We start from the raw sequence: 24,494 nt of genomic DNA on the forward strand, positions 1-24,494 counted from the left end.
AAGGTGCTGGTCAACTGCGGTGTGTTCAGGCCGCGCAATCCTTGCGCTGGTTAAGCGACAGCTGCACGCGACCATTCTCGACGCGCGCCTCGTGGCGATGGGCGCAGCCGACGTCCGGGGCCAAGGCCTCGCCGCTGGCCAGGTCGATCTGCCAGTTGTGCAGCGGACAGGCGACCTGCTTGCCGTAGACGATCCCCTGCGACAGGGGGCCGCCCTTGTGTGGGCAGCGGTCGTCGAGCGCAAAGACCTGATCGTCCGAGGTGCGGAAGATCGCGATGTCGCCCTTGGGGCCGGCGATGATGCGCGAGCCGAGCGGGTTGATTTCATCCAGTGCGCAGATATCGAGCCAGTTCATGCGGTGTCTCTCCAGATCAGATTCTCAGGCGTTTTCCAGCTGCTTGACGGCGATGCGGTCGAATTCCTTCTTCAGCTGCGGCTTGGAGAGCTGCTCCTGCCACGGGTCCTGCTCGAAGGAGAGCGAGAACAGCAACCGCTGGTGCAGCGCCTTGCGTCGCTCGGCGTCGTTCAACACGGCCTTCTTGATGTGATCCATGCCGACGCGCTGCATGTAGTGCACGGTGCGCTCGAGGTAGAAGGCTTCTTCGCGGTAGAGCTGGAGGAACGCCAGGCTGTATTCCATGACCTCCTCGGCTGTCTTCACCTTGACGAAGAACTCGCCGGCCTCGGTCTTGATGCCGCCGTTGCCGCCGATGTACAGCTCCCAGCCGGAGTCCACGCCGATGATGCCGACGTCCTTGATGCCGGATTCGGCGCAGTTGCGCGGGCAGCCGGAAACAGCCAGCTTGACCTTGTGCGGCGACCACATGTTGAACAGCGCGTGTTCCAGATCGATGCCCATCTGCGTCGAGTTCTGCGTGCCGAAGCGGCAGAACTCGCTGCCGACGCAGGTCTTCACGGTGCGGATGGATTTGCCGTAGGCGTGGCCGGAAGGCATATCCAGGTCTTTCCAGACACCCGGCAGGTCTTCCTTCCTGATGCCGAGCAGGTCGATGCGCTGGCCGCCGGTAACCTTGACCATCGGCACCTGATATTTGTCCGCCACGTCGGCGATGCGCCGCAGCTCGGCGGCATTGGTGACGCCGCCCCACATGCGTGGGATGACCGAGTAGGTGCCGTCCTTCTGGATGTTGGCGTGGGCGCGCTCGTTGATGAAACGCGACTGCGGATCGTCCTTGGCTTCGCCCGGCCAGGTGGAGATCAGGTAGTAGTTCAACGCCGGGCGGCAGGTGGCGCAGCCGTTCGGCGTGCGCCAATCCATGAAAGCCATGGCCGCCGGAATGCTGGTCAGGTGGTGCTCGCGAATGGCCTTGCGCACTTGGCCGTGGTTAAGGTCGCTGCAGCCGCAGATGGCCTTCTCGCTCTTCGGCTTGACGTCGGCGGCGCCGCCGACGGTATTGATCAGAATCTGTTCGACCAGCCCGGCACAGGAGCCGCAGGAACTGGCGGCCTTGGTGTGCTTTTTCACCTCGTCTACCGAGAACAGTCCGTGCTCCTGGATTGCCTTGACGATGGTGCCCTTGCACACACCGTTGCAGCCGCAGACCTCCATGTCGTCCGGCATCGACATGGCCTTGCTCTGGCCCTGATGGCCAGCATCGCCGATGGCGCCCTCGCCGAACATCAGATGGTCGCGTATCTGGCCCACGTTCTGGCCCTCGCGGACCTGGCGGAAGTACCAGCCGCCATCGGCGGTGTCGCCGTACAGGCAGGCGCCGACCAGCACGTCGTCCTTGATCACCAGCTTCTTGTAGACGCCGCCAATGGGGTCGGAGAGGGTGATGGTCTCGGTGCCGTCGCCGCCGATGAAATCGCCGGCCGAGAACAGATCGATGCCGGTGACCTTGAGCTTGGTGGAGGTCACCGAACCCAGGTAGCGGGAGAAGCCGAGCATGGCCAGATGGTTGGCGCAGACCTTGGCCTGTTCGAACAGCGGCGCGACCAGGCCATAGGCGGTGCCGCGATGGTTGGCGCATTCGCCGACGGCATAGATGCGCGGGTCATAGGTCTGCAGGGTGTCGTTGACCAGAATGCCGCGGTTGCACGGGATGCCGGCCTGTTCGGCCAGTTCGCTGTTGGGTCGGATGCCGGCGGCCATCACCACCAGGTCGGCGGGGATCACGTCGCCGTCCTTGAACTTGACCGCGCAGACCCGGCCTTCGCCGTTGTCGAGCAGTTCGGCGGTGTGCTTGGGCAGGAGAAACTTCAGGCCACGGCTTTCCAGCGCGCTCTGCAGCAGGGTGCCGGCGGTCTTGTCCAGCTGGCGTTCCATCAGCCAGTCACCGATGTGCACCACGGTGACGTCCATGCCGCGCAGCTTGAGGCCATTGGCCGCCTCCAGGCCAAGCAGGCCGCCGCCGATGACCACCGCGTGTTTGTGGGTCTTGGCGGTTTCCATCATCACCTGGGTGTCGGCAATGTCGCGGTAGCCGATTACGCCCTGCAGGTCCTTGCCGGGAATCGGCAGGATGAACGGGTTGGAGCCGGTGGCGATGAGCAGGCGGTCGTATTCCGCCTCGCTGCCGTCATCGGCGATCACCCGGCGTTTGACCCGGTCAATCTTCACCACCTTGCGGTTGAGCTTGAGGTGGATGTCGTTCTCGGCGTACCAGTTGAGGTCGTTGAGCACGATCTCTTCGAACTGTTGTTCGCCGGCCAGCACGGGGGAGAGCAGGATGCGGTTGTAGTTGGGATGCGGCTCGGCGCCGAACACCGTGATGTCATAGAGCTCGTTGGTGAGCTTGAGCAGTTCCTCAAGGGTCCGCACGCCGGCCATGCCGTTGCCGATCATTACCAGTTTGAGTTTCTTCATGCCCGTTCTCCGTGCCAGTCGACAGCTGCCGTCCGGCCTGCTCAAAATTTTTCAACAACAAAAAAGGCGTCCCACCGGTTACCCAGTGAGGACGCCTTTGTCCGTGTCCCGCTCTGTCGGGAAACCTGGCCGCTCCACGTTGAGGGTCAGGTCGTAATGATTCTTCGATATTTCACATTGCAGAGGCTGTGCCAACTTTCCAATACGCCATTTTTCAATGGGTTGGAGCTTCCCGGCGCGTGGTTCAGAGGTTGATCGCTGCACTGATATGCAGCGGCTTGCGCCGTGGTGGTGCGAATTGCGCCTGTTGTTGATCCTTAAAAGGCCGTTGACAGGCTGCGACCAGCTTTCTAAAGTTTCGCCCATGCGCCGATTTAGTCAGCTACTTGCGGGGCGCCTGGAGCCGATGGCTTCGAAATACCGCTAAAGCGCTGGTTCCGGTGTCGCCTCCCACCGCTGCCCAGCGGAATCCTCGAGGCGGAAGTTGAATCAATGAACGCAAAGCACGCCCAGTTGCGCCTGGCCCCGATCACCAGCGGCCTGCACCCCAGTAATCCGAAAATCCTCCTTGGCGGCACTCACCAGCCGTCCCTGTTGCGCTACCTAGAAGGGTGGCCGCGACGCCATCGCAAATCCCGCGCCCTGCTTATCCAGTTCGCCACGGCCGACGAGTCGCTGGCACGTTTCGCCACCGACAGCTTCGATCTGGCCGTCATTCAGGCACCGAGCGCTGAGCGCCTGGAAGAATGTGTGCGCGAGCTGACCCGGGTGGCGCGCCAGGGGCTGATTACCCGTCGCTGAGCGTCACGCACCTTTTATCAGCAACACGACCAGCAGCAGGTTGAGCAGCAGCGAAAGCAGTGCCATGCCGCGCCATACCTTGAGCGGCTCACGCTCGAGCAGCGGGCGCGGCCGAAGGCTGGCGCTGCGCTGCTCGCCCTGTTCCAGTTCAAGCAGCCATTGCTCGGCGGTTTCGAAACGCTGTCGTGGATCGACCGCTAGCGCGCGGGCGAGACTCTCCTCCAGCCAGGTCGGCACGTCCGGGCGATAGCGGCTGGCCGGTGTCGGGTTGCCGAAGCGCGGGCGCTGGAAGGCTTCGATCTCGCCGTAGGGGTAATGCCCGGTCAGCAGGTAATAGAGCGTCACGCCGGTCGCGTAGAGATCCTGCGCCGTGCTGGGTTCGGCTCCCGTAAACGCCTCCGGGGCAATGAAACTCGGGGTTCCGGGCAGGTGATTGGGCAGGTCGCGGGACAGTCCTGGGCAGAACGCCAGGCCGAAATCCAGGATGCGCAGCTCGCCGTCCTCGCCCAGCAGCAGGTTCTCCGGCTTGATGTCGCGGTGCAGAATGTTGCGCCGATGCAGCATGCCTACCGCGCGGATCAGCCGGGAGGCGACCAGCAGCAGATCGGCCAAGGGCAGGGGACCGTCCCGTTCGAAGCGTCGCGCCAGGGTCGCCCCGCTGTATTCGCGCTGCACGTAATACAGGTGTTGGCGCTCCGGCAGAGGATGCAGCTCGGCGAAGTTGCGCCCGGCTACCCGACGCATGAACCACTCTTCCTGCAGCAATGCCGGCCCGGCGTCCGCTTCGTCCTGTCGGCTGGGTGGCAGCGTCTTCAGCAGCCACGGTTGGCCCTGGCCATCGAGCACGCGGTAGATCAGTGATTGTCGCGACTCGTGCAGCAGCTCAATTACCTGCCAGCCTTCGAACAGTTGACCGGGTCGCAGCTTTGGCGGCAGCGGCCAGTGATCGAGCTGGGCGAGGGCGTCGGCCAGCACCGCTTCGGGCAGCGTTTCTACGCGCAGCAGCAATGCACTGGCGTTGTCCTGGCTGCCGCTCTGGTGCGCCAGATTGACCAGCGCCCGTGCTGCGGCGCCGAGGTCAGGCTGATCGTGCAGGATATGCGCGATGTCGCGCTCGGGGACGCACGACCAGACGCCGTCGCTCAGCAGCAGGTAGCTTTCCCCTTCTTGCAGCTCGCCGTCGAGGTAGTCCATCACCAGGTGCTGATCCAGTCCCAGCGCACGCTTGAGCACATGCTGCATGCCCGACTGTTCCCAGACATGGTCTTCGCTGAGTCGCTCGAGCTGCGAGCCGTTCCAGCGGTAGGCGCGGCAATCGCCGACGTGGGCCAGGGTGAAGCGTCGACCGCGCAGCACCAGTGTGGTGAGCGTGGTCAACAGCGGCTGGTTGCCGCCGTTGGCCTGCAGCCAGCGGTTGTGCGCGACCAGCACGCGGTCGAGTGATTGCGCGACGGCCCAGGTTTCGGGTGTCGCGTAGTAATCGAAGGCCAGGGCCTGCAAGGTCGCGCGGGCCGCCAGCCCGCCATCGGCGCACTGGCTGACGCCATCGGCCAGCGCGAACAGATAGCCCTTGCCAGTCGCCAGCCCGGGTGCCGGGGTGACGATACGTATCGCATCCTGGTTTTCCGGGCGCGGTCCGGCGGCGCTGGCCTCGCCATAGCTCAATCGCAGGGGCATGGTCGTTCTCGAATGACGGCGTACTGCAGCAGAGCACTATTCGCGCCCTGCAGAATCTGCGTGGGCATCACACCCGCGCCGCGGTTACCGCAGCCGAGCCCCAGGTAGTGCGCCAGCGACGCTTGACGCCATGCAGGCCGAACCAGGCCAGTACGCCGAGGCTGGCGAACAGCCAGAGGCCAAGCTGGTAATCGCCGGTGGACTGCTTGACCGCACCGAGACCGGCGGTGAGCAGGAAGCCGCCAATGCCACCGGCCATGCCGACCAGTCCGGTCATCACGCCGATTTCCTTGTTAAAACGCTGCGGTACCAACTGGAACACCGCGCCGTTGCCAGCACCGAGGCTGAGCATGGCGACGACGAACAGCGCCAGCGCAGCGGTGGAGCTTGGCAGGTTGAAGCCCACCGCGGTGATGCAGATGGCGGCGACGGTGTACATCACCAGTAGCGCCCGGATGCCGCCGATGCGGTCGGCCAGTGCGCCGCCGAGGGGGCGCAGCAGGCTGCCGGCGAAGACGCAGGCCGCGGTGTAGTAGCCGGCCTTGACCGGGTCGAAGGCGTACTGGTCGTGGAAATAGCCGGGCAGGGTACTGGCCAGGCCGAGAAAGCCGCCAAAGGTCACGCTGTAGAAGAACATGAACCACCAGCTGTCGCGGTCGCCCAGTGCCTTCATGTAATCGGCCAGCGACTTCGGTGCGGGGCGGTTGGGTGCGTTCTTCGCCACGCTGGCGAAGATGATCAGGGTGAGCACCAGCGGAATCAGCGCCAGGCCGAAGACGTTGTTCCAGCCGAAGATGGCCGCCAGGACGGGCGCGAAAAGGGCCGCCAGCACGGTGCCGGAATTGCCGGCCCCGGCAATGCCCATGGCCTTACCCTGATGCTCGGCTGGATACCACTGCGAGGCCAGCGGCAGCGCAACGGCAAAGGAAGCGCCGGCCATGCCGAGGAACAGGCCAAGCAGCAAAGCTTGCTCGTAGCTGTGGATGCCATGCAGCCAGGCGACGAACAGCGCAACGATCACCACGACCTGGCCGAACAGGCCGGCGGTTTTCGGGGAAGTGCGATCAGCGAGGATGCCCAGCACCAGGCGTAATACCGCGCCGGCGAGAATTGGCGTGGCGACCATGAAGGCGCGTTGCTGGGTGGTCAGGCCGAGATCGGCGGCGATCTGCACGCCCAGCGGGCCGAGGACGTACCAGACCATGAAACTCAGGTCGAAGTAGAGGAAGGAGGCAAACAGGGTCGGCGCGTGGCCGGCTTTCCAGAAACTCGTACTCATTGGGTCGGCTCCAGGGCTTTCATAGTGCGGCGTTGGCCGCCAGGGCTGCTCATACCGCCCCGTCGTCGAGGCGGAAAACAAAAAGGCGCCGCAGCACGCCTGCTGGAGCAGGAGTGGTGCGACGCCTTTGTCGTGTTGCGCAGACCGCCGTTGGCCTGCCTGAAGGGGATCTAGCATCTAGCGTGCCAGCCGGTGGAGGCCCCGTGTTATGCGGGCTACGCCTTGCTTGCAGCGAGTCACTGCCGGGAAACGCACAAAGACCGAGCAAGTGCGGGCCAAATCAGGGCAAGCTCCGCCGCATTGCACGAAACCCTGCCGCTGCGGTTGCTGTTAGGCTTGGCTGCAATTGCCATGGAGTAAGCGATGCCCCTGATTGCGACCCTGACCCTCAACCCCGCAATGGACCTCTCCGTCAGCACTGCTCGGGTGATCAGCACCGAGAAGTTGCGTTGCTCGCTGCCGCGTCACGATCCGGGTGGCGGTGGAATCAACGTGGCGCGCGTGGTGAAAACGCTGGGCGGCAAGGCGGTGGCCGTCTACCCGGCGGGCGGTCCTTTCGGCGATCTGCTGCAACGTTCGCTGGATGAGTTGGGCCTGGTGCATCGGCCGGTGCCGATTGCTGGCGACACCCGCGAGAGCTTCACTGTCGATGAGCTGGCCTCAGGCCTGCAGTACCGCTTCGTGCTACCCGGCCCGACGCTGTCCGCGCAGGAGTTGCAACAGTGCCTCGACAGCCTGGCGGCGCTGCGCCCGGCGCCGGTTTATGTGGTGCTGAGCGGCAGCTTTCCACCCGGCGCCGACCTTGGTTTTTTCGATGAGCTACTGGCGTTGGCACGACGTATCGGCGCTCGCCTGGTTGTTGATCTGTCCGGCGAGCCCCTGCGTCATGCGGCCCGGCAAGGCGGCGTGTATCTGATGAAGCCGAGCCTTGACGAGCTCGGAACCCTGATGGGCCGCACCGTCAGCGCTGAAGCCGAGCAGGAACAAGCGCTGCGCAGCCTGATCAGGCAGGGCTGTGCGGAGGTCATCGTGCTGTCGCTTGGTGCCGAAGGGGCGCTGTATGCCTATGGCGACCAGGTAGGCCGCCTGCGCACGCCGGAAGTGCCGGTCGCCAGCGCGGTGGGTGCGGGTGACAGCATGCTTGGAGCCATTGTGCTGGCGATGGCCGAAGGACGTTCGATTCCTGAGGCGGTGTGCCAGGGGATTGCCGCCGGCGCAGCGACGGTGATGCGCCCAGGCACCGAGCTATGCCACCGCGAGGATGTCCAGCGCTTGCTGCAGCTGATGGAAAGCGCGCACTAATCGAGCCGGTTGACCCGCGGAAACTTCGCCGCAAAGGCTTCGGGCATGGCGACCACACGGCTTTGGGAGTAGTCGTAGAAGACGAAGCCGGACTTGGCCATGGCGATCAGCGTGCCGTCGGCAGGGCGAGTGATGCGGAAGATGATATCGCCGCCGTACTTGTTGAAGTCCATCACGCCAACCTCGAACAGCAGCGCGTCACGGGCATGGGCCTCGGCTTTATAAGTCGTGGCCAGGTCGGTGACGATGATTCCGGCACCGTCCTGGCGGGTTTCGGCCACGCCGTAGGCAAATAGAAAGCGCGCCCGCGCCTCGGAAATCATCGAGATCATCGAATCGTTGGCCAGATGGTTGCCGGCGTTGATGTCGGTGATGCGTACGGTGAGCTGGGTGGAGAAACAGTACTGGTCTTCCGGGAACTGCAGGTTCAGGCGCGCCATGGATCGCTCGGTTATTGATCGAAGGCGCGCATTCTAGCGTTGTGTCACTCCACTGGGCAGATCGGCCCTGGCGGGCGCAGCCTTGACCGCGAACGGGCTGGCACCCGCGTGAGTGCTTTGCCGAGCGCTTCCCCTGGGAACTTCAAACATGACTGCTCGGACTTGGTCACGCTCCTCTGGGCAAGCCGGGCTGCGCCTGTGCAACGCTGTGCTGCAGGCGCTGCTGGATCCGTTGCAGCCGTGCATCGATCAAGGGTGTGACCAGTGCGAAGCATTCGGGCGGGCTCAGCCGCGGTTGGGCTGAGTGGACGACGCTGCGCTCCAGCTTGCCCACCAGACGCTTGAGCTCCATGTCCACACCGCTGCCGATACGGCGACAGAGCCCTTCCAGGCGCCCTTGCAAGGCCGGCGTGCAGCCGCCCTGCAGCGATGCGATCACGCATAGACCGCGCAGGCGCGCCACCTCTTCCAGCTCGCGGCATGTTTGAGCGATCCGTGCGCCCTCGTGGTCCAGCGATGCTCGCTGCGCAAGGCTATCTATAAGGGTTTCGATCAGTACACCGTGGCTTTCGAAGTCCGTTGGCGTCTCACGCAGGGCCAGCCAGGCCTCGCTTATCGAGTAGGCGTCGGGCAAAGCGGCGCGTTGTTGCAATCGCTGCGTCAGGTTGGCCGCGAGGGCAGAGCGCAGAGTGACCGCGGCCACATCGGAGAGCGCACCCAGCCCCCGATGCTGCTGCAGCAGACGCAGGATCTCCAGATCCTCTTGAACGGCCAGCAGGCGCAGGCTTGCAACGCGCCGGGAATGTTGGGCGCTGGCGATGCCGTTCAGGTAGTGGCCCAGCAACAGCAGGGCACAGGCGATCGCCAAGGTTGCGGTAATGGTCATTCTGCAAGTCCCTTGTCTACGGGTACGGCACGGCGGCGCGTGCAACAAAAAAGGCGTCCAAACCGGCATGCGGCTGCATGCGGTCAAGGGACGCCTTCGTCTTAGCCCGACACCTTCGTTGGGTCGGCTAATGGCATCTAGCAAGTCGCTTGCCAGCCGGCCAATGCCAGCACTTTTCCGCTGGACTCCACATCGTTACGGTTGCTGGGGCTGCGGCCGTCCTACAATCCAAATCCTGACGGCTACGGATGTGCGCGCCGACGGTGCGCTGGACCTCGCGACCGCACCGCGGACGGGCAGGATTACTGCCCAAGGAGTTCGTTCATGGCGATGATCTGTTCGGCGACCTGGATCAGTTTCTGTTGCCGGCTCATCGCCTGGCGGCGCATCAGCGTATAGGCCTCTTCCTCCTTGCAATCGCGCATCTTCATCAGCATGCCCTTGGCCAGTTCGATGCGTTTGCGTTCCGCCAATTGCTGCTCGCGGGCCTGGAGTTGTGCCCGCATCGCCTGGTCGGTCTCGAAGCGGGCCATGGCCACATCGAGGATTGGTTTCAGCCGCTGGGCCTGGATGCCTTCGACGATATAGGCGCTGACACCGGCGCGGATTGCCTGGCGCATGGCGCCCGGATCGCTATCGTCGGTGAACATGACGATCGGCCGTGGCTGGTCGCGACTTACCAGTACCACCTGTTCGAGCACGTCGCGGCCGGGTGAGTCGGTGTCGATCAGCACCACGTCCGGGCGGATCGCCTCGACTCGTTCGGGCAGGTCTATGCTCAGGCCGGACTCAGCGATGACTTCGAAGCCAGCCTCGATCAGCGCGCTCTTCAGACGGCCGATCTTTCGCGGGGTATCGTCGATCAGCAGGATGCGCAACATACCGGTCTCCCTCCTCAAAGCGCGGCCGCCACGGTCTGATCGGCCATGGCGTGCAGGGCGAAGCTGCGTGCGTAGGCCGCCGGGTCGCTGCCGTCCCAGGTCGTGCCGTCCATGAGCGTGGCGCTGCGTAGCGGCGACTGCGGCACCGGCATACCGAGCGCTTCGGCAGCCTGGCGATACAGGTCGGCCTGCTGAACCTGCTGTGCAATCTCCAGGTAGTTCGGGTCCTGACGCAGCAGGCCCCAGCGCCGCAGCTGGGTCATGAACCACAGGCCGTCTGACAGATAAGGCATGTTTGCCGCACCGTCGGCGAAGAAACGCAGTGGATGCATGTCGGTCCAGGCGTTGCCCAGCCCGTCGTCATACGCGCCGAGAAAGCGCGACTCGATGGCCGCGAGCGGAGCGTCGACGTACTCGCGCCCGGCGATCAGCTGTGCCGTGCTGCGGCGGTTTTCCAAGCTCTGGTCGATGAAACGGCTCGCCTCCAGTATTGCCATCACTAGCGCGCGGGCCGTGTTGGGGTACTGCTCGACGAAAGTCCGGGTGCAACCGAGCACCTTCTCCGGGTGGTCGGGCCAGATCGATTGGCTGGTCGCCAGGGTGAAACCGACACCTTCGGCGATCGCCTGGGCGCCCCATGGCTCGCCGGCGCAGAAACCATCGATGCGTCCCGCCCGCAGGTTCGCCACCATTTGCGAGGGTGGCAGCACAAGCGTTCGCACATCTTGCAGGGGGTGGATGCCATTGGCGGCTAGCCAGTAGTACAGCCAGAGCGCATGGGTGCCGGTGGGAAAGGTATGCGCGAGCGTCAGGCGCGCACCGCTTTGGCGCACGCTGTTGCGCAACGCCTCGGGATTGGTCACGCCGGCTGCCTTCAGCGAGGCAGACAGGCTGATGCTTTGTCCGTTCTGCGCCAGCCCCATGAGCACCGCCATGTCCACCGCGGGGCTGCCGCCGATTCCCAGGTGTACGGCGTAGATCAGTCCGTACAACCCGTGCGCAGCGTCCAGTTCGCCACCGACCAGCTTGTCGCGCAGGGCCGACCAGGAACTCTGGCGCTGCAGGTTCAGCGTCAGGCCGAACGGCTGGGCGAAGCCCTGAGTGGCCGCGACGATCAGCGATGCAGCATCGGTGAGCGGCAGAAAGCCCAGATTGACCGAGCTCTTTTCCGGTGCGTCGCTGCCGGCAACCCAGGCCAGTGCGTCGTGGCGGTGCGGCGAGAAGGGGTCCGTCATGCTGTGTTGGCCTTTTCGATTGCGAAGCGCGCGGTAAATGTCGACGTTTGCCGCGACGGCTCAGGTATGGTCTGTGCCAAGCCTGAAGCAAGCGATATGCCAGCGTGGTAATGGTGCACGGCGCGGTGCATGCGCACCGCGTCGGTGAGGGGCGGTTAGCTCAGGCTGCTGGTTAGCGCGGGTAGAGTGGCGGCAGGGCGCTCTGGTCCTGCTCGATGCTGGGAGTGATCGCCGGAGGCAGGGCCTGGATTGCCTGCCACAGGGCGTCGCCCTGCCAGCGCTGGCCGGCTTCGCTGTACAGCGCACCATTGAGCCCATCCAGCGCATCGGACAGCGGTACGAAGCGCGCAGCCATGTCCGCCAAAGTCTCCGGTTGTTGTCGCGCCCAGGCGTCCAGCGCCTGGCGAGTGGCATGGGAGTCGTTGGCCTGGCAGGCGCGACGCAGGTCGTCGAGCAGGCTGCGCGGGGTGGGTCCAGGCTGGAGCGCACGTAGCACTGCCGGCTGTCGGCGCGCACGCGTCCACAGCCCGAAGCCGACGAGCGTGCTGAGTGCAAAGAACGCTGTGCTCAATTGCCACGGCCAGAGCAGCTGCTGTTCGACAGGCGCCGGGATTGCGACGGGCTGTTCGGCAGGTGGCTGCACAAGATTCGGATTGTCCGCGACGTTCAGGGTGCGCTTGTCCAGCGTGGTGCGTTCGAGGCGATCTTCAACGGTATTCCACCAGACCACTTCCAGTGCAGGCAGCTGCAGCGTGCCACTGCGCGTGGGGATCAGCGCCTCGCGTTGTTCGCGGCTGCCGATCAGCCCGGTAGCGCCGACTTCGTTCGCCAGGCTCGGTTGATCCGGATAGCGGCGCAACTCCGCGCTCTGCGCCGAGCCGATGGCGGGCAGCTGCGTGCTGGTGAGGCCTTCGGCCTTGAGCAGCAGGCTGCGGGTAAGTGATTCGCCGGCCTGCGCCTGATCCGGTTCTGGGCTCCAGGCCTCCACCAGCGTCAGACTGCGTGCCGGCAGCCAGGGCGCATCGGCGGGATAATCTGCCGGCTTGGCTTTGACTGTCAGTGGGATGCTGGGTGAGCGCACCTGAGTCGAGCGTCCCGAGCGCGAGCCGAACAGTGGGTTGCTGCTGCCGGTCACGGTAGTCGCGCTGAACAGCTGGGCGGGGATGGTCAGCTCGCCGGATTTCTGCGGAAACAGCGCATAGCGCACCTCGATGACGCCATGTCGGATGCCGTTGATGGTTTTCTCGTAGGTACGCGGCTCGCCGAGTCGCTCGACCAGGGCTTCGGGCATTTGCAGCGGCGACAGGGTGCTGTCGTCGTAAAGCGAAACCGAATGGTAGATGCGCAGCGTGAGGATCACCTGGGCCTGCACATAGACGCTTTCCTGGTCGACGCTGGCGTCGATGAAGATGGGTGCCAGTTGATCGCTGTCGCTGCTTTTCAACGATTCCTGGACCAGCAGGGTGATCGGCTCGCTGCGCCAGTCGCCCAGCTGCAGCGGTGGAATGATCACGTAGCCGGTCTGCTTCGGACGCAGGGTGATCAACCAGCGGGTGATTGCGCGCGCCTCGCCATTGCTGCTGGAGAGCTGATTGACCTGGCGGGTGTCGAAAACCTCGAACAGGTCATCCAGCGGCTGCAGGTCGGGCTTGCCGAACACCGCGCCGCCTTGGCTTTCCAGGCTTAGTTCGAGGGTTTCGTCGATGCTCAACTGGGTGCGGTCCACTCGGGCGAAAAGACCGGCCGCAGCAGCCTGGCCGGCAAGAATGCTGAGCAGAAGAAAGGCCATCAGGCGCATCATCGACTGGTTTCCTGGTGCTTGCGTTGTTCGTAAAGGAATTTCCGCCGCAGCAGCTCGCCGGGGTTATCCGGGATCTGTCGCAGCCATTGTTCCATTGCCTGTTGCCGCTCCTGATCGGGGAGCGCCTCATGCTGCGCCAGCGCCGTGGCGGCATCCTGTTCCGACGCCTCTGTTGTCGTTTCGCTCGTGGAAGGCTGTACGGCGCCGCTGGCCGCACGCTCCGGCTCGCCCTCGGCGTGCTCAGGGCTGGGCGCACTGGCCGACCCGGACTCCGGCGGTTGCGGCTGGGGCTGCGGTCCGTCCGGCTCCGTCTGTTCCTGCTGCTGTTCCGGCTCGGGTTCGGGTTCCGGCTGCTCCTGTCGACGGCGCAGCAGTTCCTCCACCAGTGCCTTGTTGCGCTGTGCCTGTTGCAGGTCAGGCTGCAGCTCCAGCGCCTGTTCGTAGGCTTCGATAGCGGCTTCCAAGGCTTCGCCGCGCGCCAGGGCATTGCCGCGATTGTAGTGGTCGGCGGCTGTATTGCCCTCGGCGAACAGCTCTGCGGCGCCGGCGTAGTCGCCGGCCTGGTAGCGTGCGGTCGCCTGCCAGCGGCGATCGACGAAGCGCTCTGCCGCCTCGTCGGGCTGTTGGGCCTCGAGCAGACGTTGCCCCTGCTGATCGCGCCGTAGCCAGAGGTCATCCATCTCGAATGCGCTGGCCGCTTGCGGCTGCAGCAGCAATAGCGGCAGGCAGAACAGCCAGCCGCGCCGGCCGGCCAAAGCGGCAAGCAGGAGCAGCGGAACAAGGAGCCAGTGGCCCTGGTCCAGCCAGGCTTCCAGACGGGTGAGTTCGTCGTCGTGCTGCAGTGTTCCCGTTTGATCGAGCAGACCGAGCGCCGCGAGATCGTCGTCGCCCAGGCGCGCCTGTTGGTAGTGGCCGCCCAGCTCTGTGGCCAGGCGCTGCAGCCTGGCGTTGTCCAGGCGTGGGATCAGAATGGCGCCGTGATCGTCCTTGAGAAAGCTGCCGTTCTCGCCGGCAATCGGCGCGCCCTGTTCTGTGCCGACACCGAGGGCCAGCAGGCGCTCATCGCGTCCCTGCATCAGCGCTTTGATGGCGCCACGCTCGTGTTCGTCCAGGCTGCTGCCAATCAGCAGCAATCGCCCCCGACCCAGCCCCGCCTGTTCCAGCAGAGCTAGCCCCTTGGCCACGGCGAGATCGGCACGCTGGCCTGGTTCGGGCATCAGCGCCGGATGCAGGGCATCCAGCAGGTTGCGGGTAGTCGCCAGATCATCGGACAGCGGCACCACGGTATGGGCGCTGCCGGCGTATACCACCACGGCGGTCTGCACATCCTGCCGCCGTTCCAGCAGGTCGAGCAGTTTGCGCTTGGCCTGCTCGAGGCGCGTGGGCGGCACGTCGCCGGCGAGCATCGATGGGGTCAGTTCCAACAGGACTACCAATGGGTCACTGCGCTTCACGCTGGGTTGCTCGAAGCGCTGCCAGCTTGGGCCGAGCAATGCGATGACGGCCAGCAGCCAGGCAAGGCCGAGCACCAGCCAGGGCAGGCGACTGTGGCGCAGCCGGCCGCGGGTCAGCAGGACCGCATGAAAGGCTTCGGGGAGCAGGCGCTGCCAGCGGCCGATCTGCAACTGGCGATGCCACAACCGCCACAGCAGCCAGATCAGCAGTGGCAGGATGATCAGCCAGTAGGGCCGCAGCAGATGGGGCAAGAGTTCGCTCATCGGCGCTGCTCCCGCCGCCAGGCCAGGCGCTGCAGCTGGGCGCTCCACAGGCTGGCGGCGACCATCAGCAGGCTGATCAGCAGTGCCGCTGCCAGTGGCCAGAAATACAGCGCTTCGGCCACGCGCGCCTGGATTGGTTGCTGCGCGGCGGGCTCGAGCCGATCCAGGGTAGCGCCGATGGCCTTAAGCTCAGCGCTGGAGGCGGCGCGAAAGTACTCCCCGCCGGTCTGTTCGGCGATGGCGCGCAGGGTGGGCTCGTCCAGGTCCAGGCCGGGATTGAAGCCGAAGCGGCTGAGCACACCCCCTTCTTCCGGAACGGCGCCGATGCCGATGGTATGGATTCGTACGCCTTCCTCGGCCGCCAAAGAAGCAGCCAGCAACGGTTCGATTTCACCACCATTGCTGGCGCCATCGGTGATCAGCACCAGCACGCGGCTGCTCGCCGGTCGATCTCGCAGGCGTTTCACCGCCAGGCCGATGGCATCGCCGATGGCGGTGTTGCTGCCGGCAATGCCAACTCGCGCCTCGTCCAGCCAGACACGCACGGTGCGGCGGTCGAAGGTCAGGGGCGCCTGCAGGTAGGCCTTGCTACCGAACAGGATCAGACCGACGCGATCGCCGTGGCGCTGCTCGATGAAATCGCCGAGCAGCACCTTGACCAGCTCCAGGCGCGTCAGCTCCTCGCCCTGCCATTGCATGTCGGGGTAATCCATCGAGCCGGATACATCCACGGCGAGCAGCAGGTCGCGGCCACTGGTGGGCAGTGGTAGCGGTTCACCGAGCCACTGCGGGCGCGCTGCGGCGAACAGCAGCAGCAACCAGATGGTGAGGTAGGGCAGTTGCTGGCGCCAGGCCGGCAGCGCAACCCGGGCACGGCGCCCGGCAAGCTGTTGCAGCTCATCGAGGAAGCTGACCTTCAACGCCGCTTCGCCGCTGTCGGCTGGCGGTAGCAGTGCACGCAGCAGCCAGGGCAGGGGCAGCAGCACGAAGATCCAGGGCCAGGCCAGTTCAAACATGCTTGCGAATCCAGATGTCGACGGATTGTTCGAGGCCGTCGATGGCCTTGTCGTCGAGACGGCACTCGGCTCGATAGGCACCTTCGACCAGGATCATCCAGCGTGTCAGCCCGGCGGCCGGACAGCGGCTGTCGAGAAAGGCCAGCCAGGCGCGCCCGCTGAGCGTGTGCGGATGATCGTTTGGATAGCGGATGCGGCACAGTCGCTTGAGCAGTCCGTTGAGCTGCTGCAGCCACTGGCTGGCCGGCTGGCCGCCGTAGGGTTTGTTCAGGCGGGACAGCTCGATCAACGCCTCCTGGCGCTGCGGGTCCAACGGCGCTTCGGGCTGAACGCGTGGTTTACGCGGGGTCAGTCGATGGCGAAGCCGCCAGAGCGCAGCTACCGCACCGAGCAGCACCAGCCCGAGCAGCCACCAGCCCGGTGCAGGCGGCCACCAGTGAACGGGCTCCGGATTGATCAGTGGTGCCAGTTGGTCGAGCGGGTTCATGGTCGTGCGCTCGGATGCCGGACGCTCAGGTGCTCGCGCAGCTGTTCGATCAGATCATCCTGGGTATCGAGCGGCATCAGCGGCACCCGCAGCCGATTGGCCAGACGCTGCCAACGTGCACTGCGCGCTTCGCCCAGCTCGCGGTAGCGCTGACGCAGTGCCGCGTCGTGGGTATCCAGTTCCAGCCGCGCATTGCCTTCGCTGAAGCGCAGCAGGCCGGCGGCGGGCAGTGCGCGATCCAGCGGATCGAACAATGGCAGCAACAGCAGATCGACATGACGCGCCAGCAGGCTGAGCTGCTGTTCGGCGGCATCGGTCAGGGTGCGCTCGTCGCAGAGAATCACCGACAGGCTGCCGGGGCGCAGCACTTCTCGCGTCCTGCGCAATGCCATGCTGAACGCCTCCGGATCGAGCGGGCTCTCGGGATGCAGCCGGTTGTTGGCCTGCGTGACGCGATCAAGCAGCTGCAGCAGGCTCTGCTTGCTGCGACGTGGCTTGATTTCCTGCTGCTCGCTACCGAATACCAGACCGCCGACCCGGTCGTTGTGGCTCAGCGCTGCCCAGCCGATGAGGGCCGCGGCCTGGGCAGCCAGCACCGACTTGAACAGGTGTCCGCTGCCGAAGAACAGGCGCGGACTCTGCTCGACGACGATATAGATCGGACGCTCGCGTTCTTCGTGGAAAAGTTTGGTATGCGGCTCCTGGGTGCGCGCGGTGACCCGCCAGTCGATGGTGCGCACGTCATCTCCGGCCTGGTAGACACGTACCTGGTCGAAATCCACGCCACGCCCGCGCAGTTTGGAATGATGCAGCCCGACCAGTGGGCTGCGACGATGGGGCGTGGAGAAGATCGGTACTTCACGGACGCGATGGCGCATGTCGATCAGCTCGGCCAGGCTCACCTGGATGCCGGTGTGCTGCTCGCTCGGCTGTCCGCTGCCGGAAGCCTGCGCTTGCATCAGGCCACCGCGACCACGTCGAGAATGCGCTGGATCACACGGTCCTGGTCGATGCCGGCCGCTTCCGCCTCGAAGGAAAGGATCAGGCGATGACGCAGCACGTCGAAGAGCATCGCCTGGATGTCTTCGGGACTGACGAAATCACGTCCAGCCAGCCAGGCGTGGGCGCGGGCGCAGCGGTCCAGCGAGATGGAGCCGCGCGGGCTTGCGCCATAGGCGATCCATTCGGCCAGCTCGGCGTCGAACTTGGCGGGGGTGCGTGTCGCCATGACCAGCTGTACCAGGTATTCCTCCACCGCATCGGCCATGTACAGCCCGAGGATGTCCTTGCGCGCGGCGAAGATGGCCTGCTGGCTGACCCGGTGCTCCGGTGCCGCTTCGCCGTTGATGGCTTCGCCTCTGGCCTGTTGCAGGATGCGCCGCTCCACCGAGGCATCCGGGAAGCCGATCTTCACGTGCAGCAGGAACCGGTCCAGCTGGGCTTCGGGCAGTGGGTAGGTGCCTTCCTGTTCGATCGGGTTCTGCGTGGCCATCACCAGAAACAGCGGCGGCAGATCGTAGGTACTGCGACCAACGCTGACCTGCCGCTCGGCCATTGCTTCGAGCAGTGCCGACTGCACCTTGGCCGGCGCGCGGTTGATTTCGTCGGCAAGCACCAGGTTGTGGAAGATCGGCCCCTGCTGGAAGACGAAGCTGCCGGTCTCCGGCCGATAGATCTCGGTACCGGTGATGTCGGCCGGCAGCAGGTCGGGTGTGAACTGGATGCGGTGGAACTCGGCCTCCAGACCTTCGGCGAGCTCCTTGATGGCACGGGTCTTGGCCAGGCCCGGTGCACCTTCGACGAGCATATGGCCGTCGGCGAGCAGGGCGATCAGCAGGCGTTCGATCAGCCGTTCCTGGCCCAGGATCTGGGTAGACAGGAACTGTCGCAGCGCGATTATCGATTCACGGTGATCCATCGTTTCGCTTCTTCCAGGGTGGGCGGCAAATCGGCTGACGTGGCTGGCGGACGCGCCGGCCGCTACTGACTGCTACAGACAGTCGCAGGGGACTGTTGGAGAGCCGCCACTTTACTGCATTAACCCTCGACTAGACTAACCTTGAACCTTCGTCCTGTGCCGTCAGTCACTACCGACGAGCCTTTCCCCAGCAAGCCAAGCGGAGCCATACATGGCGTTCTTTTCAGCGGCCAGCAAGGCCGACTTTCAGCAGCAATTGCAGACAGCATTAGCGCAACACGTAGACAGCAAAATCCTGCCGCAACTGAATCTGTTCGCCGAACAGTTCTTCGGTATCGTCGCGTTGCCGGAACTCACCGAGCGGCGCATGAGCGACCTGGTCGGTTCGACGCTGGCCAGTTGGCGCCTGCTGGAGCGCTTCGAGCCTTCCACGCCCGAGGTGCAGGTCTTCAACCCAGATTTTGAAAAGCACGGCTGGCAGTCGACGCACAGCGTGGTTGAAGTGCTGCATCCGGACATGCCGTTCCTGGTCGATTCGGTGCGCATGGAGCTGACGCGCCGCGGCTACAGCATCCACACCCTGCAGACCAGCGTGCTGCAGGTGCGCCGCGCCGCCGACGGCAGCTTGCTGGAACTGCTGCCCAAGGATGAGCGTGCTGCCGATAGCCATGCCGAATCGCTGATCTTCGTCGAAATCGACCGCTGCGCCAGCCCGTCTGCGTTGCGCGAACTGGAGCAATCATTGCTGGGCGTACTCGCTGATGTGCGCCAGGTTGTGGGCGATTTCGCTGCGATGAAGGGTAAGGCCGTCGAGCTGCAGGGGCGCCTGGAGCAGGTCAACCTGAGTATCGACGGCGACGAGCTGGACGAGATTCGCGACTTCATGCGCTGGCTGGCTGATGACCACTTCACCTTCCTCGGTTACGAAGAGTTCTCCGTGCAGGAGCAGGCCGACGGTGGACGAATCTTCTACGACGAAAGCTCGCTGCTGGGGCTGTCGCGCAGCATGCGTACCGGGCTTTCAGAGGAGGAGCAATCACTCACCGCGCAATCGGTGAGCTATCTGCGTGAGCCGCTGCTGCTTTCATTTGCCAAAGCGGCGATGCCCAGCCGGGTGCATCGTCCGGCCTATCCGGACTTCGTCTCCGTACGTGAATTCGATGAAGCAGGGCGTGTAGTGCGCGAGTGCCGCTTCCTCGGGCTGTTCACCTCGTCGGTCTACACCCAGAGCGTTCGACGCATTCCGTTCATTCGCCGCAAGGTCGAGACGGTGGTGCAGCGCGCCAACTTCGGCAGCTCCGCGCACCTGGCCAAGGAGCTGGTGCAGGTTCTCGAAGTGCTGCCGCGTGATGAGCTGTTCCAGGCGCCGATCGACGAGCTGTTCGAGAATGCCATCGCCATCGTGCAGATCCAGGAGCGCAATCGACTGCGCCTGTTCCTGCGTTTCGATCCCTACCGGCGTTTCTGCTACTGCCTGGTATATGTGCCGCGTGACAGCTATTCCACCGAGACACGACTGAAAATCCAACAGGTTCTGCAGGAGCGGCTCGAGGCGAGTGACTGCGAGTTTTCGACCTACTTCTCCGAATCCGTGCTGACGCGGGTGCAGTTCATCCTGCGCCTGGACCCCAGTAGAGCGGTACAGGTTGATCCGGTACGTCTGGAACAGGAGGTGCTGCAGGCCTGTCGCACCTGGCAGGACGACTATCAGAGTCTGGTGGTCGAGCGCTTCGGCGAAGCCAAGGGCACCCATCTGCTCAGCGAATTTCCCAAGGGTTTTCCGGCTGGCTACCGCGAACGTTTTTCGCCGCAATCGGCCACCGTCGACATGCAGCATGTCCTCGACCTGAGTGAAGAGCGCCCGCTGGTGATGAGCTTCTATCAGCCGATCACCGCGGAAGAAAATCGCCTGCACTGCAAGCTTTACCACCTGAACACGCCGCTGCCGCTGTCGGACATTCTGCCGATCATGGAGAACCTCGGGCTGCGCGTGCTCGGCGAGTTTCCCTTCCGGCTGCGTAACCGCAGCGGCCGCGAATACTGGATCCACGATTTCGCCTTCACCTATGCAGAAGGGCTGGAAATCGATCTGCTGGAGATCAACGAGGCACTGCAGGATGCCTTCATCCATATCTATGGCGGCGCCGCCGAGAATGATGCCTTCAACCGGCTGGTGCTGACCGCCGGCCTGGCTTGGCGGGAAGTCGCGCTGCTGCGTGCCTATGCGCGCTACCTCAAGCAGATCCGCATGGGCTTCGACCTCGGCTACATCGCCAGCGCGTTGCTGAACCACACGGATATCGCCCGTGAATTGGTGCGGCTGTTCAAAATGCGCTTTTACCTTGCGCGCAAGCTGGGTGACGAGGATCTTGCGGACAAGCAGCAGCGGCTGGAGCAGGCGATTCTCAGCGCGCTGGATGACGTCGCAGTGCTCAATGAGGACCGGATTCTGCGGCGCTACCTGGCCTTGATCCAGGCGACCCTACGGACCAACTTCTATCAGCCGGACGCCAATGGCCGGCCCAAGCCGTATTTCAGCTTCAAGCTCGATCCGCGCGCCATCCCCGAGATGCCGCGGCCAGCGCCGATGTACGAGATCTTCGTCTATTCGCCGCGGGTCGAGGGCGTGCATCTGCGCGGTGGCAAGGTGGCCCGCGGCGGGCTGCGCTGGTCCGATCGCGAAGAGGACTACCGCACCGAAGTGCTTGGTCTGGTCAAGGCGCAGCAGGTGAAGAACGCAGTGATCGTTCCAGGCGGTGCCAAAGGCGGCTTCGTACCGCGGCGGCTGCCCACCACCGGCACCCGGGATGATATTCAGGCCGAGGCGATTGCCTGCTATCGGATATTCATCAGTGGCCTGTTGGATATCACCGACAACCTGCGCGAAGGCCAGGTCGCTCCGCCGGCCAACGTGCTGCGCTATGACGGTGACGACCCTTACCTGGTAGTAGCTGCGGACAAAGGCACCGCGAGCTTCTCGGATATCGCCAATGGCATCGCTGCCGAGTACGACTTCTGGCTCGGCGATGCCTTCGCCTCAGGCGGCTCGGCAGGTTATGACCACAAGAAGATGGGCATCACTGCGCGTGGCGCCTGGGTTTCCGTGCAGCGCCATTTCCGCGAACGCGGGATCAATGTGCAGAGCGATGTCATCAGCGTGATCGGCATCGGCGACATGGCCGGTGACGTCTTCGGCAACGGCCTGCTGATGTCGGAGACCCTGCAGCTGGTGGCCGCGTTCAACCACCTGCACATCTTCATCGACCCCAATCCGGACCCTGCGCGCAGCTTCCTTGAGCGCAAGCGCCTGTTCGATCTGCCGCGCTCGTCCTGGACCGATTACGACGCCTCGCTGATCTCGGAGGGCGGTGGTATCTTCCCGCGCTCGGCAAAACGGGTGCAGATCTCGCCGCAAATGAAAGAGCGTTTTGCCATCGAGGCAGACCAGCTGACGCCAGCCGAGCTGATCAACGCGCTACTCAAGGCGCCAGTGGATCTGCTTTGGAACGGCGGTATCGGGACCTATGTGAAGAGCAGCAGCGAAAGCCATGCTGAGGTGGGTGACAAGGCCAATGATGCTGTACGGGTCAACGGCGCCGAACTGCGGGCAAAGGTCGTGGGCGAGGGCGGCAACCTCGGCATGACGCAGCTGGGGCGCGTCGAGTATGCGTTGCACGGCGGTTCGAGCAATACCGACTTCATCGACAACGCCGGCGGCGTCGATTGCTCGGATCATGAAGTGAACATCAAGATCCTGCTCAACGAGGTAGTCAGCGCGGGTGACATGACCGCCAAGCAGCGTAACCAGCTGCTGTTCGAGATGACCGATGCAGTGGCCGAGCTGGTGCTGCAAAACAACTACAAGCAGACCCAGGCGCTTTCACAGGCGCAACACCGCTCACGCGAGCGGGCCGCCGAATATGTTCGGTTGATCAACGCGCTGGAGGCGGCGGGGCAGCTCGATCGTGCACTCGAGTTTCTGCCCTCCGACGAGGCGCTCGCCGAGCGTGCCAGCATCGGCAAAGGGCTGACCCGTCCCGAGCTATCCGTACTGATCTCCTATAGCAAGATCGAGCTCAAGAAAGCGCTGCTCGATTCCCGTGTGCCGGACGATGATTACCTCGCTCGCGAGATGGACAGTGCCTTCCCGCAACAGCTCGCCGAGCATTTCCGCGCCGCGATGCTGCAGCACCGCCTCAAACGCGAGATCGTCGCCACGCAGATCGCCAACGATCTGGTCAACAACATGGGCATCACCTTTGTTCAGCGGCTGAACGAGGCGACCGGTATGAGCGCCGCGAACGTTGCCGGCGCCTACGTGATCGTGCGCGATATCTTCCATCTGCCGCACTGGTTCCGGCAGATCGAGGCGCTTGATCACAAGGTGCCTGCCGAGTTGCAACTGAGCCTGATGGACGAGTTGATGCGCCTGGGGCGGCGCGCCACACGTTGGTTCCTGCGCAACCGTCGCAGCGAGCTGGATGCGGCTCGGGATGTCGCGCACTTCGGTCCGCGTGTCGCCGCCCTTGGGTTGAAACTCGACGAGCTGTTGCAGGGCTCGACCCGTGACCATTGGCAGGAACGCTATCGGCGTTACACCGAAGCCGGCGTGCCCGAGCTGCTCGCACGCATGGTGGCCGGGACGAACCATCTGTACACGCTGCTGCCCATCCTCGAGGCGGCTGATGAGACCGGTCAGGTTCCTGCGCAGGTTGCCGCGGCGTACTTTGCCGTCGGCGGGGCACTGGAGCTACCGTGGTATCTGCATCAGTTGACCAATATGCCGGTAGGCAACAACTGGCAGGCGCTGGCCCGGGAAGGCTTCCGTGATGATCTGGACTCGCAGCAGCGCAGCATCACGGTTTCGGTGTTGCAGATGGAGAACGGCGCGGAGTCGATCAGCGAGCGAGTCGATGCCTGGCTCGCGCAACGGCCGGTACCACTGGCACGCTGGCGTTCGATGTTGGCGGAGCTGCGTAATGCGAGCGGCAATGACTACGCCATATACGCCGTCGCCAGCCGAGAGTTGCAAGGCTTGGCCCAATCGGCAAGGCACGGCTGAGGCTGCGCTGGCCGTCTGGGGATTCCCGGCCGGCTAGCCCGTGACCGAAGCAAAACAGCGCACCGCCCTTAGGGCCGTGCGCTGTTTTCATTTTTATGGTTCGAGTTTTACGAGCGGAGATTACGGTCGGTGATGCTTCAGTCTTGCGCGGGCAGACCCACCTTGAAGCGCGTGATCTGCGGCAGGTCTCGCAGGTAGCGAATGAGGTCCGGTGCGCCAGCTGCTTTCAGCCCCTCACCAATCGCATTGGCGGTCGGGTCGCGCTTTTCGAGCAACAGGAGTTCCGAATTGCTGCTATCACGTAGCAGCGTCAAGCGGGCGTAGGGCACCTGGCTGTCGAGGAGCAAGGCCATGAACTCACGGTCGCTCCAGGCCTGGGCTGGCATGGTCACGGCGTGATAATCGGCGTCCAGCGCATGAACGCCGGAGCGATCAAGGCGGTAATCGGTTACGTCCGCGGTCAGCATCACTTCCAGCCCGCGCAAGCGGGCATAGGCCACGGCGCAGGCGAATGCTTCGAGGTGGTGTTCACCAGCCCAGTACAGCCGCTCGCCGAGCCAGCTGGCCTGGCGCACTTCTATCGGGGCTCCTTCATCGAACCCGGGCAGGGCGCTACCGAGCGCGCGAAGAAAATCCTTGTAGCTGATGATCCGCACCTGCCTGCAGGCGGCGGTGGCGGCGAAGGCCTCGAAGGTCGGGTAGCTCGGGTCGCCTCTGCGTTGCCCTCCGAAGCCGTCGATCTGTCGCAGGTCGAGCCGAGACCGGGCGCACTCCTTGCTGATCAGCCGAGTAAGCGCAGCGTGGGCGCGCGCCTTGTCCTCCTGGACCGGGCCGGAAAGTGCGCCCCGCGGAAGCTCAAGCAGACGCTGCAGGCAGGGGCCGTCATGCCAGAAGATGCTGGGCTCGGGTTCGGGTAAACGGGAGAAGGGCAGCTGCAAGCTGCTGGCGCGCGCCTGAATGGGCAGCGAAGCCTTCGAGCGCAGTCCGAGGCGTTGCGCGAGTCTGGCGATTTGAGATGTCAGTAAAGGCATGGGCTCGGGCAGGCTCATCATGATGCTTGAGCTCTCAGGGCTACGGCCGAAGTGTGGCAGACCTGTGACGATTGCGCACGGGCTTTGCGCCGTTGATGCCTGCAGTCAGGCAACCAGGCCTGGCCAGTTT

At 64.3% G+C, this 24,494-nt stretch carries 18 protein-coding genes; 3 read left to right on the forward strand and 15 right to left on the reverse strand.

What is annotated here, in order from left to right; genetic code table 11:
- Window positions 1-25: 25 nt before the first annotated feature.
- Both nirD and nirB read right to left on the reverse strand, forming a co-directional pair.
- Entirely contained in the window at window positions 26-355 is a 330-nt protein-coding gene (gene nirD / locus BHD08_RS19820; protein WP_125024521.1) for a nitrite reductase small subunit NirD, read from the reverse strand.
- A gap of 24 nt (window positions 356-379) precedes the next feature.
- Complete coding sequence (gene nirB, locus BHD08_RS19825) at window positions 380-2,830, reverse strand: nitrite reductase large subunit NirB (RefSeq protein ID WP_125024523.1); 2,451 nt, start codon at window positions 2,828-2,830, stop codon at window positions 380-382.
- A 492-nt stretch (window positions 2,831-3,322) separates the two neighbouring features.
- On the opposite strand from nirB, the gene BHD08_RS19830 reads away from it, so the two are divergent.
- Window positions 3,323-3,631 (forward strand): hypothetical protein, encoded by a 309-nt coding sequence (locus tag BHD08_RS19830; protein ID WP_038659180.1) that lies wholly within the window; start codon window positions 3,323-3,325, stop codon window positions 3,629-3,631.
- Between the two features lie 3 nt (window positions 3,632-3,634).
- Here the strand turns inward: BHD08_RS19830 and BHD08_RS19835 are convergent, their stop codons facing one another.
- Together BHD08_RS19835 and BHD08_RS19840 are read right to left on the reverse strand one after the other, a co-directional pair.
- A complete protein-coding gene (locus BHD08_RS19835) occupies window positions 3,635-5,308 on the reverse strand; it encodes a bifunctional protein-serine/threonine kinase/phosphatase (RefSeq protein ID WP_125024525.1) in 1,674 nt (557 codons plus the stop codon).
- 67 nt (window positions 5,309-5,375) lie between these two features.
- A complete protein-coding gene (locus BHD08_RS19840) occupies window positions 5,376-6,587 on the reverse strand; it encodes a NarK/NasA family nitrate transporter (protein WP_125024527.1) in 1,212 nt (403 codons plus the stop codon).
- Between the two features lie 363 nt (window positions 6,588-6,950).
- On the opposite strand from BHD08_RS19840, the gene BHD08_RS19845 reads away from it, so the two are divergent.
- Window positions 6,951-7,889, forward strand: coding sequence for a 1-phosphofructokinase family hexose kinase (locus BHD08_RS19845; RefSeq protein ID WP_125024529.1), 939 nt, complete (start codon window positions 6,951-6,953; stop codon window positions 7,887-7,889).
- Here the strand turns inward: BHD08_RS19845 and BHD08_RS19850 are convergent.
- The 10 genes from BHD08_RS19850 to BHD08_RS19895 form a co-directional block, all read right to left on the reverse strand.
- Window positions 7,886-8,329: a thioesterase family protein gene (locus tag BHD08_RS19850; protein WP_015276774.1), complete on the reverse strand. Its 444-nt coding sequence runs from the start codon at window positions 8,327-8,329 to the stop codon at window positions 7,886-7,888. The genes BHD08_RS19845 and BHD08_RS19850 overlap by 4 nt on opposite strands.
- A gap of 166 nt (window positions 8,330-8,495) precedes the next feature.
- On the reverse strand, window positions 8,496-9,215 hold the full coding sequence (locus BHD08_RS19855) for a hypothetical protein (RefSeq protein ID WP_125024531.1): 720 nt from the start codon (window positions 9,213-9,215) through the stop codon (window positions 8,496-8,498).
- A gap of 302 nt (window positions 9,216-9,517) precedes the next feature.
- On the reverse strand, window positions 9,518-10,096 hold the full coding sequence (locus tag BHD08_RS19860) for an ANTAR domain-containing response regulator (RefSeq protein ID WP_015276776.1): 579 nt from the start codon (window positions 10,094-10,096) through the stop codon (window positions 9,518-9,520).
- 14 nt (window positions 10,097-10,110) lie between these two features.
- Window positions 10,111-11,331, reverse strand: coding sequence for a CmpA/NrtA family ABC transporter substrate-binding protein (locus BHD08_RS19865; protein ID WP_125024533.1), 1,221 nt, complete (start codon window positions 11,329-11,331; stop codon window positions 10,111-10,113).
- A gap of 172 nt (window positions 11,332-11,503) precedes the next feature.
- Window positions 11,504-13,132 (reverse strand): BatD family protein, encoded by a 1,629-nt coding sequence (locus tag BHD08_RS19870; protein ID WP_125024535.1) that lies wholly within the window; start codon window positions 13,130-13,132, stop codon window positions 11,504-11,506.
- A complete protein-coding gene (locus BHD08_RS19875) occupies window positions 13,129-14,850 on the reverse strand; it encodes a VWA domain-containing protein (protein ID WP_125024537.1) in 1,722 nt (573 codons plus the stop codon). Before BHD08_RS19875 ends, BHD08_RS19870 begins: the two co-directional genes overlap by 4 nt.
- Window positions 14,847-15,866, reverse strand: coding sequence for a VWA domain-containing protein (locus tag BHD08_RS19880; RefSeq protein WP_015276780.1), 1,020 nt, complete (start codon window positions 15,864-15,866; stop codon window positions 14,847-14,849). Before BHD08_RS19880 ends, BHD08_RS19875 begins: the two co-directional genes overlap by 4 nt.
- Complete coding sequence (locus BHD08_RS19885) at window positions 15,859-16,353, reverse strand: DUF4381 domain-containing protein (RefSeq protein WP_125024538.1); 495 nt, start codon at window positions 16,351-16,353, stop codon at window positions 15,859-15,861. The genes BHD08_RS19880 and BHD08_RS19885 overlap by 8 nt, the downstream gene beginning before the upstream one ends.
- Complete coding sequence (locus BHD08_RS19890) at window positions 16,350-17,312, reverse strand: DUF58 domain-containing protein (RefSeq protein WP_125024540.1); 963 nt, start codon at window positions 17,310-17,312, stop codon at window positions 16,350-16,352. Before BHD08_RS19890 ends, BHD08_RS19885 begins: the two co-directional genes overlap by 4 nt.
- Window positions 17,312-18,271 (reverse strand): MoxR family ATPase, encoded by a 960-nt coding sequence (locus BHD08_RS19895; RefSeq protein WP_003298329.1) that lies wholly within the window; start codon window positions 18,269-18,271, stop codon window positions 17,312-17,314. Before BHD08_RS19895 ends, BHD08_RS19890 begins: the two co-directional genes overlap by 1 nt.
- A 211-nt stretch (window positions 18,272-18,482) precedes the next feature.
- On the opposite strand from BHD08_RS19895, the gene BHD08_RS19900 reads away from it, so the two are divergent.
- Window positions 18,483-23,333, forward strand: a complete 4,851-nt coding sequence (locus BHD08_RS19900) for an NAD-glutamate dehydrogenase (protein ID WP_125024542.1) — start codon at window positions 18,483-18,485, stop codon at window positions 23,331-23,333.
- A 137-nt stretch (window positions 23,334-23,470) separates the two neighbouring features.
- Here the strand turns inward: BHD08_RS19900 and BHD08_RS19905 are convergent, their stop codons facing one another.
- Window positions 23,471-24,385: a DUF6685 family protein gene (locus tag BHD08_RS19905; protein ID WP_125024544.1), complete on the reverse strand. Its 915-nt coding sequence runs from the start codon at window positions 24,383-24,385 to the stop codon at window positions 23,471-23,473.
- Window positions 24,386-24,494: the final 109 nt, after the last annotated feature.

The sequence above is a fragment of the Pseudomonas sp. SCT genome, from assembly GCF_003864275.1.
Taxonomy (GTDB): domain Bacteria; phylum Pseudomonadota; class Gammaproteobacteria; order Pseudomonadales; family Pseudomonadaceae; genus Stutzerimonas; species Stutzerimonas stutzeri_AE.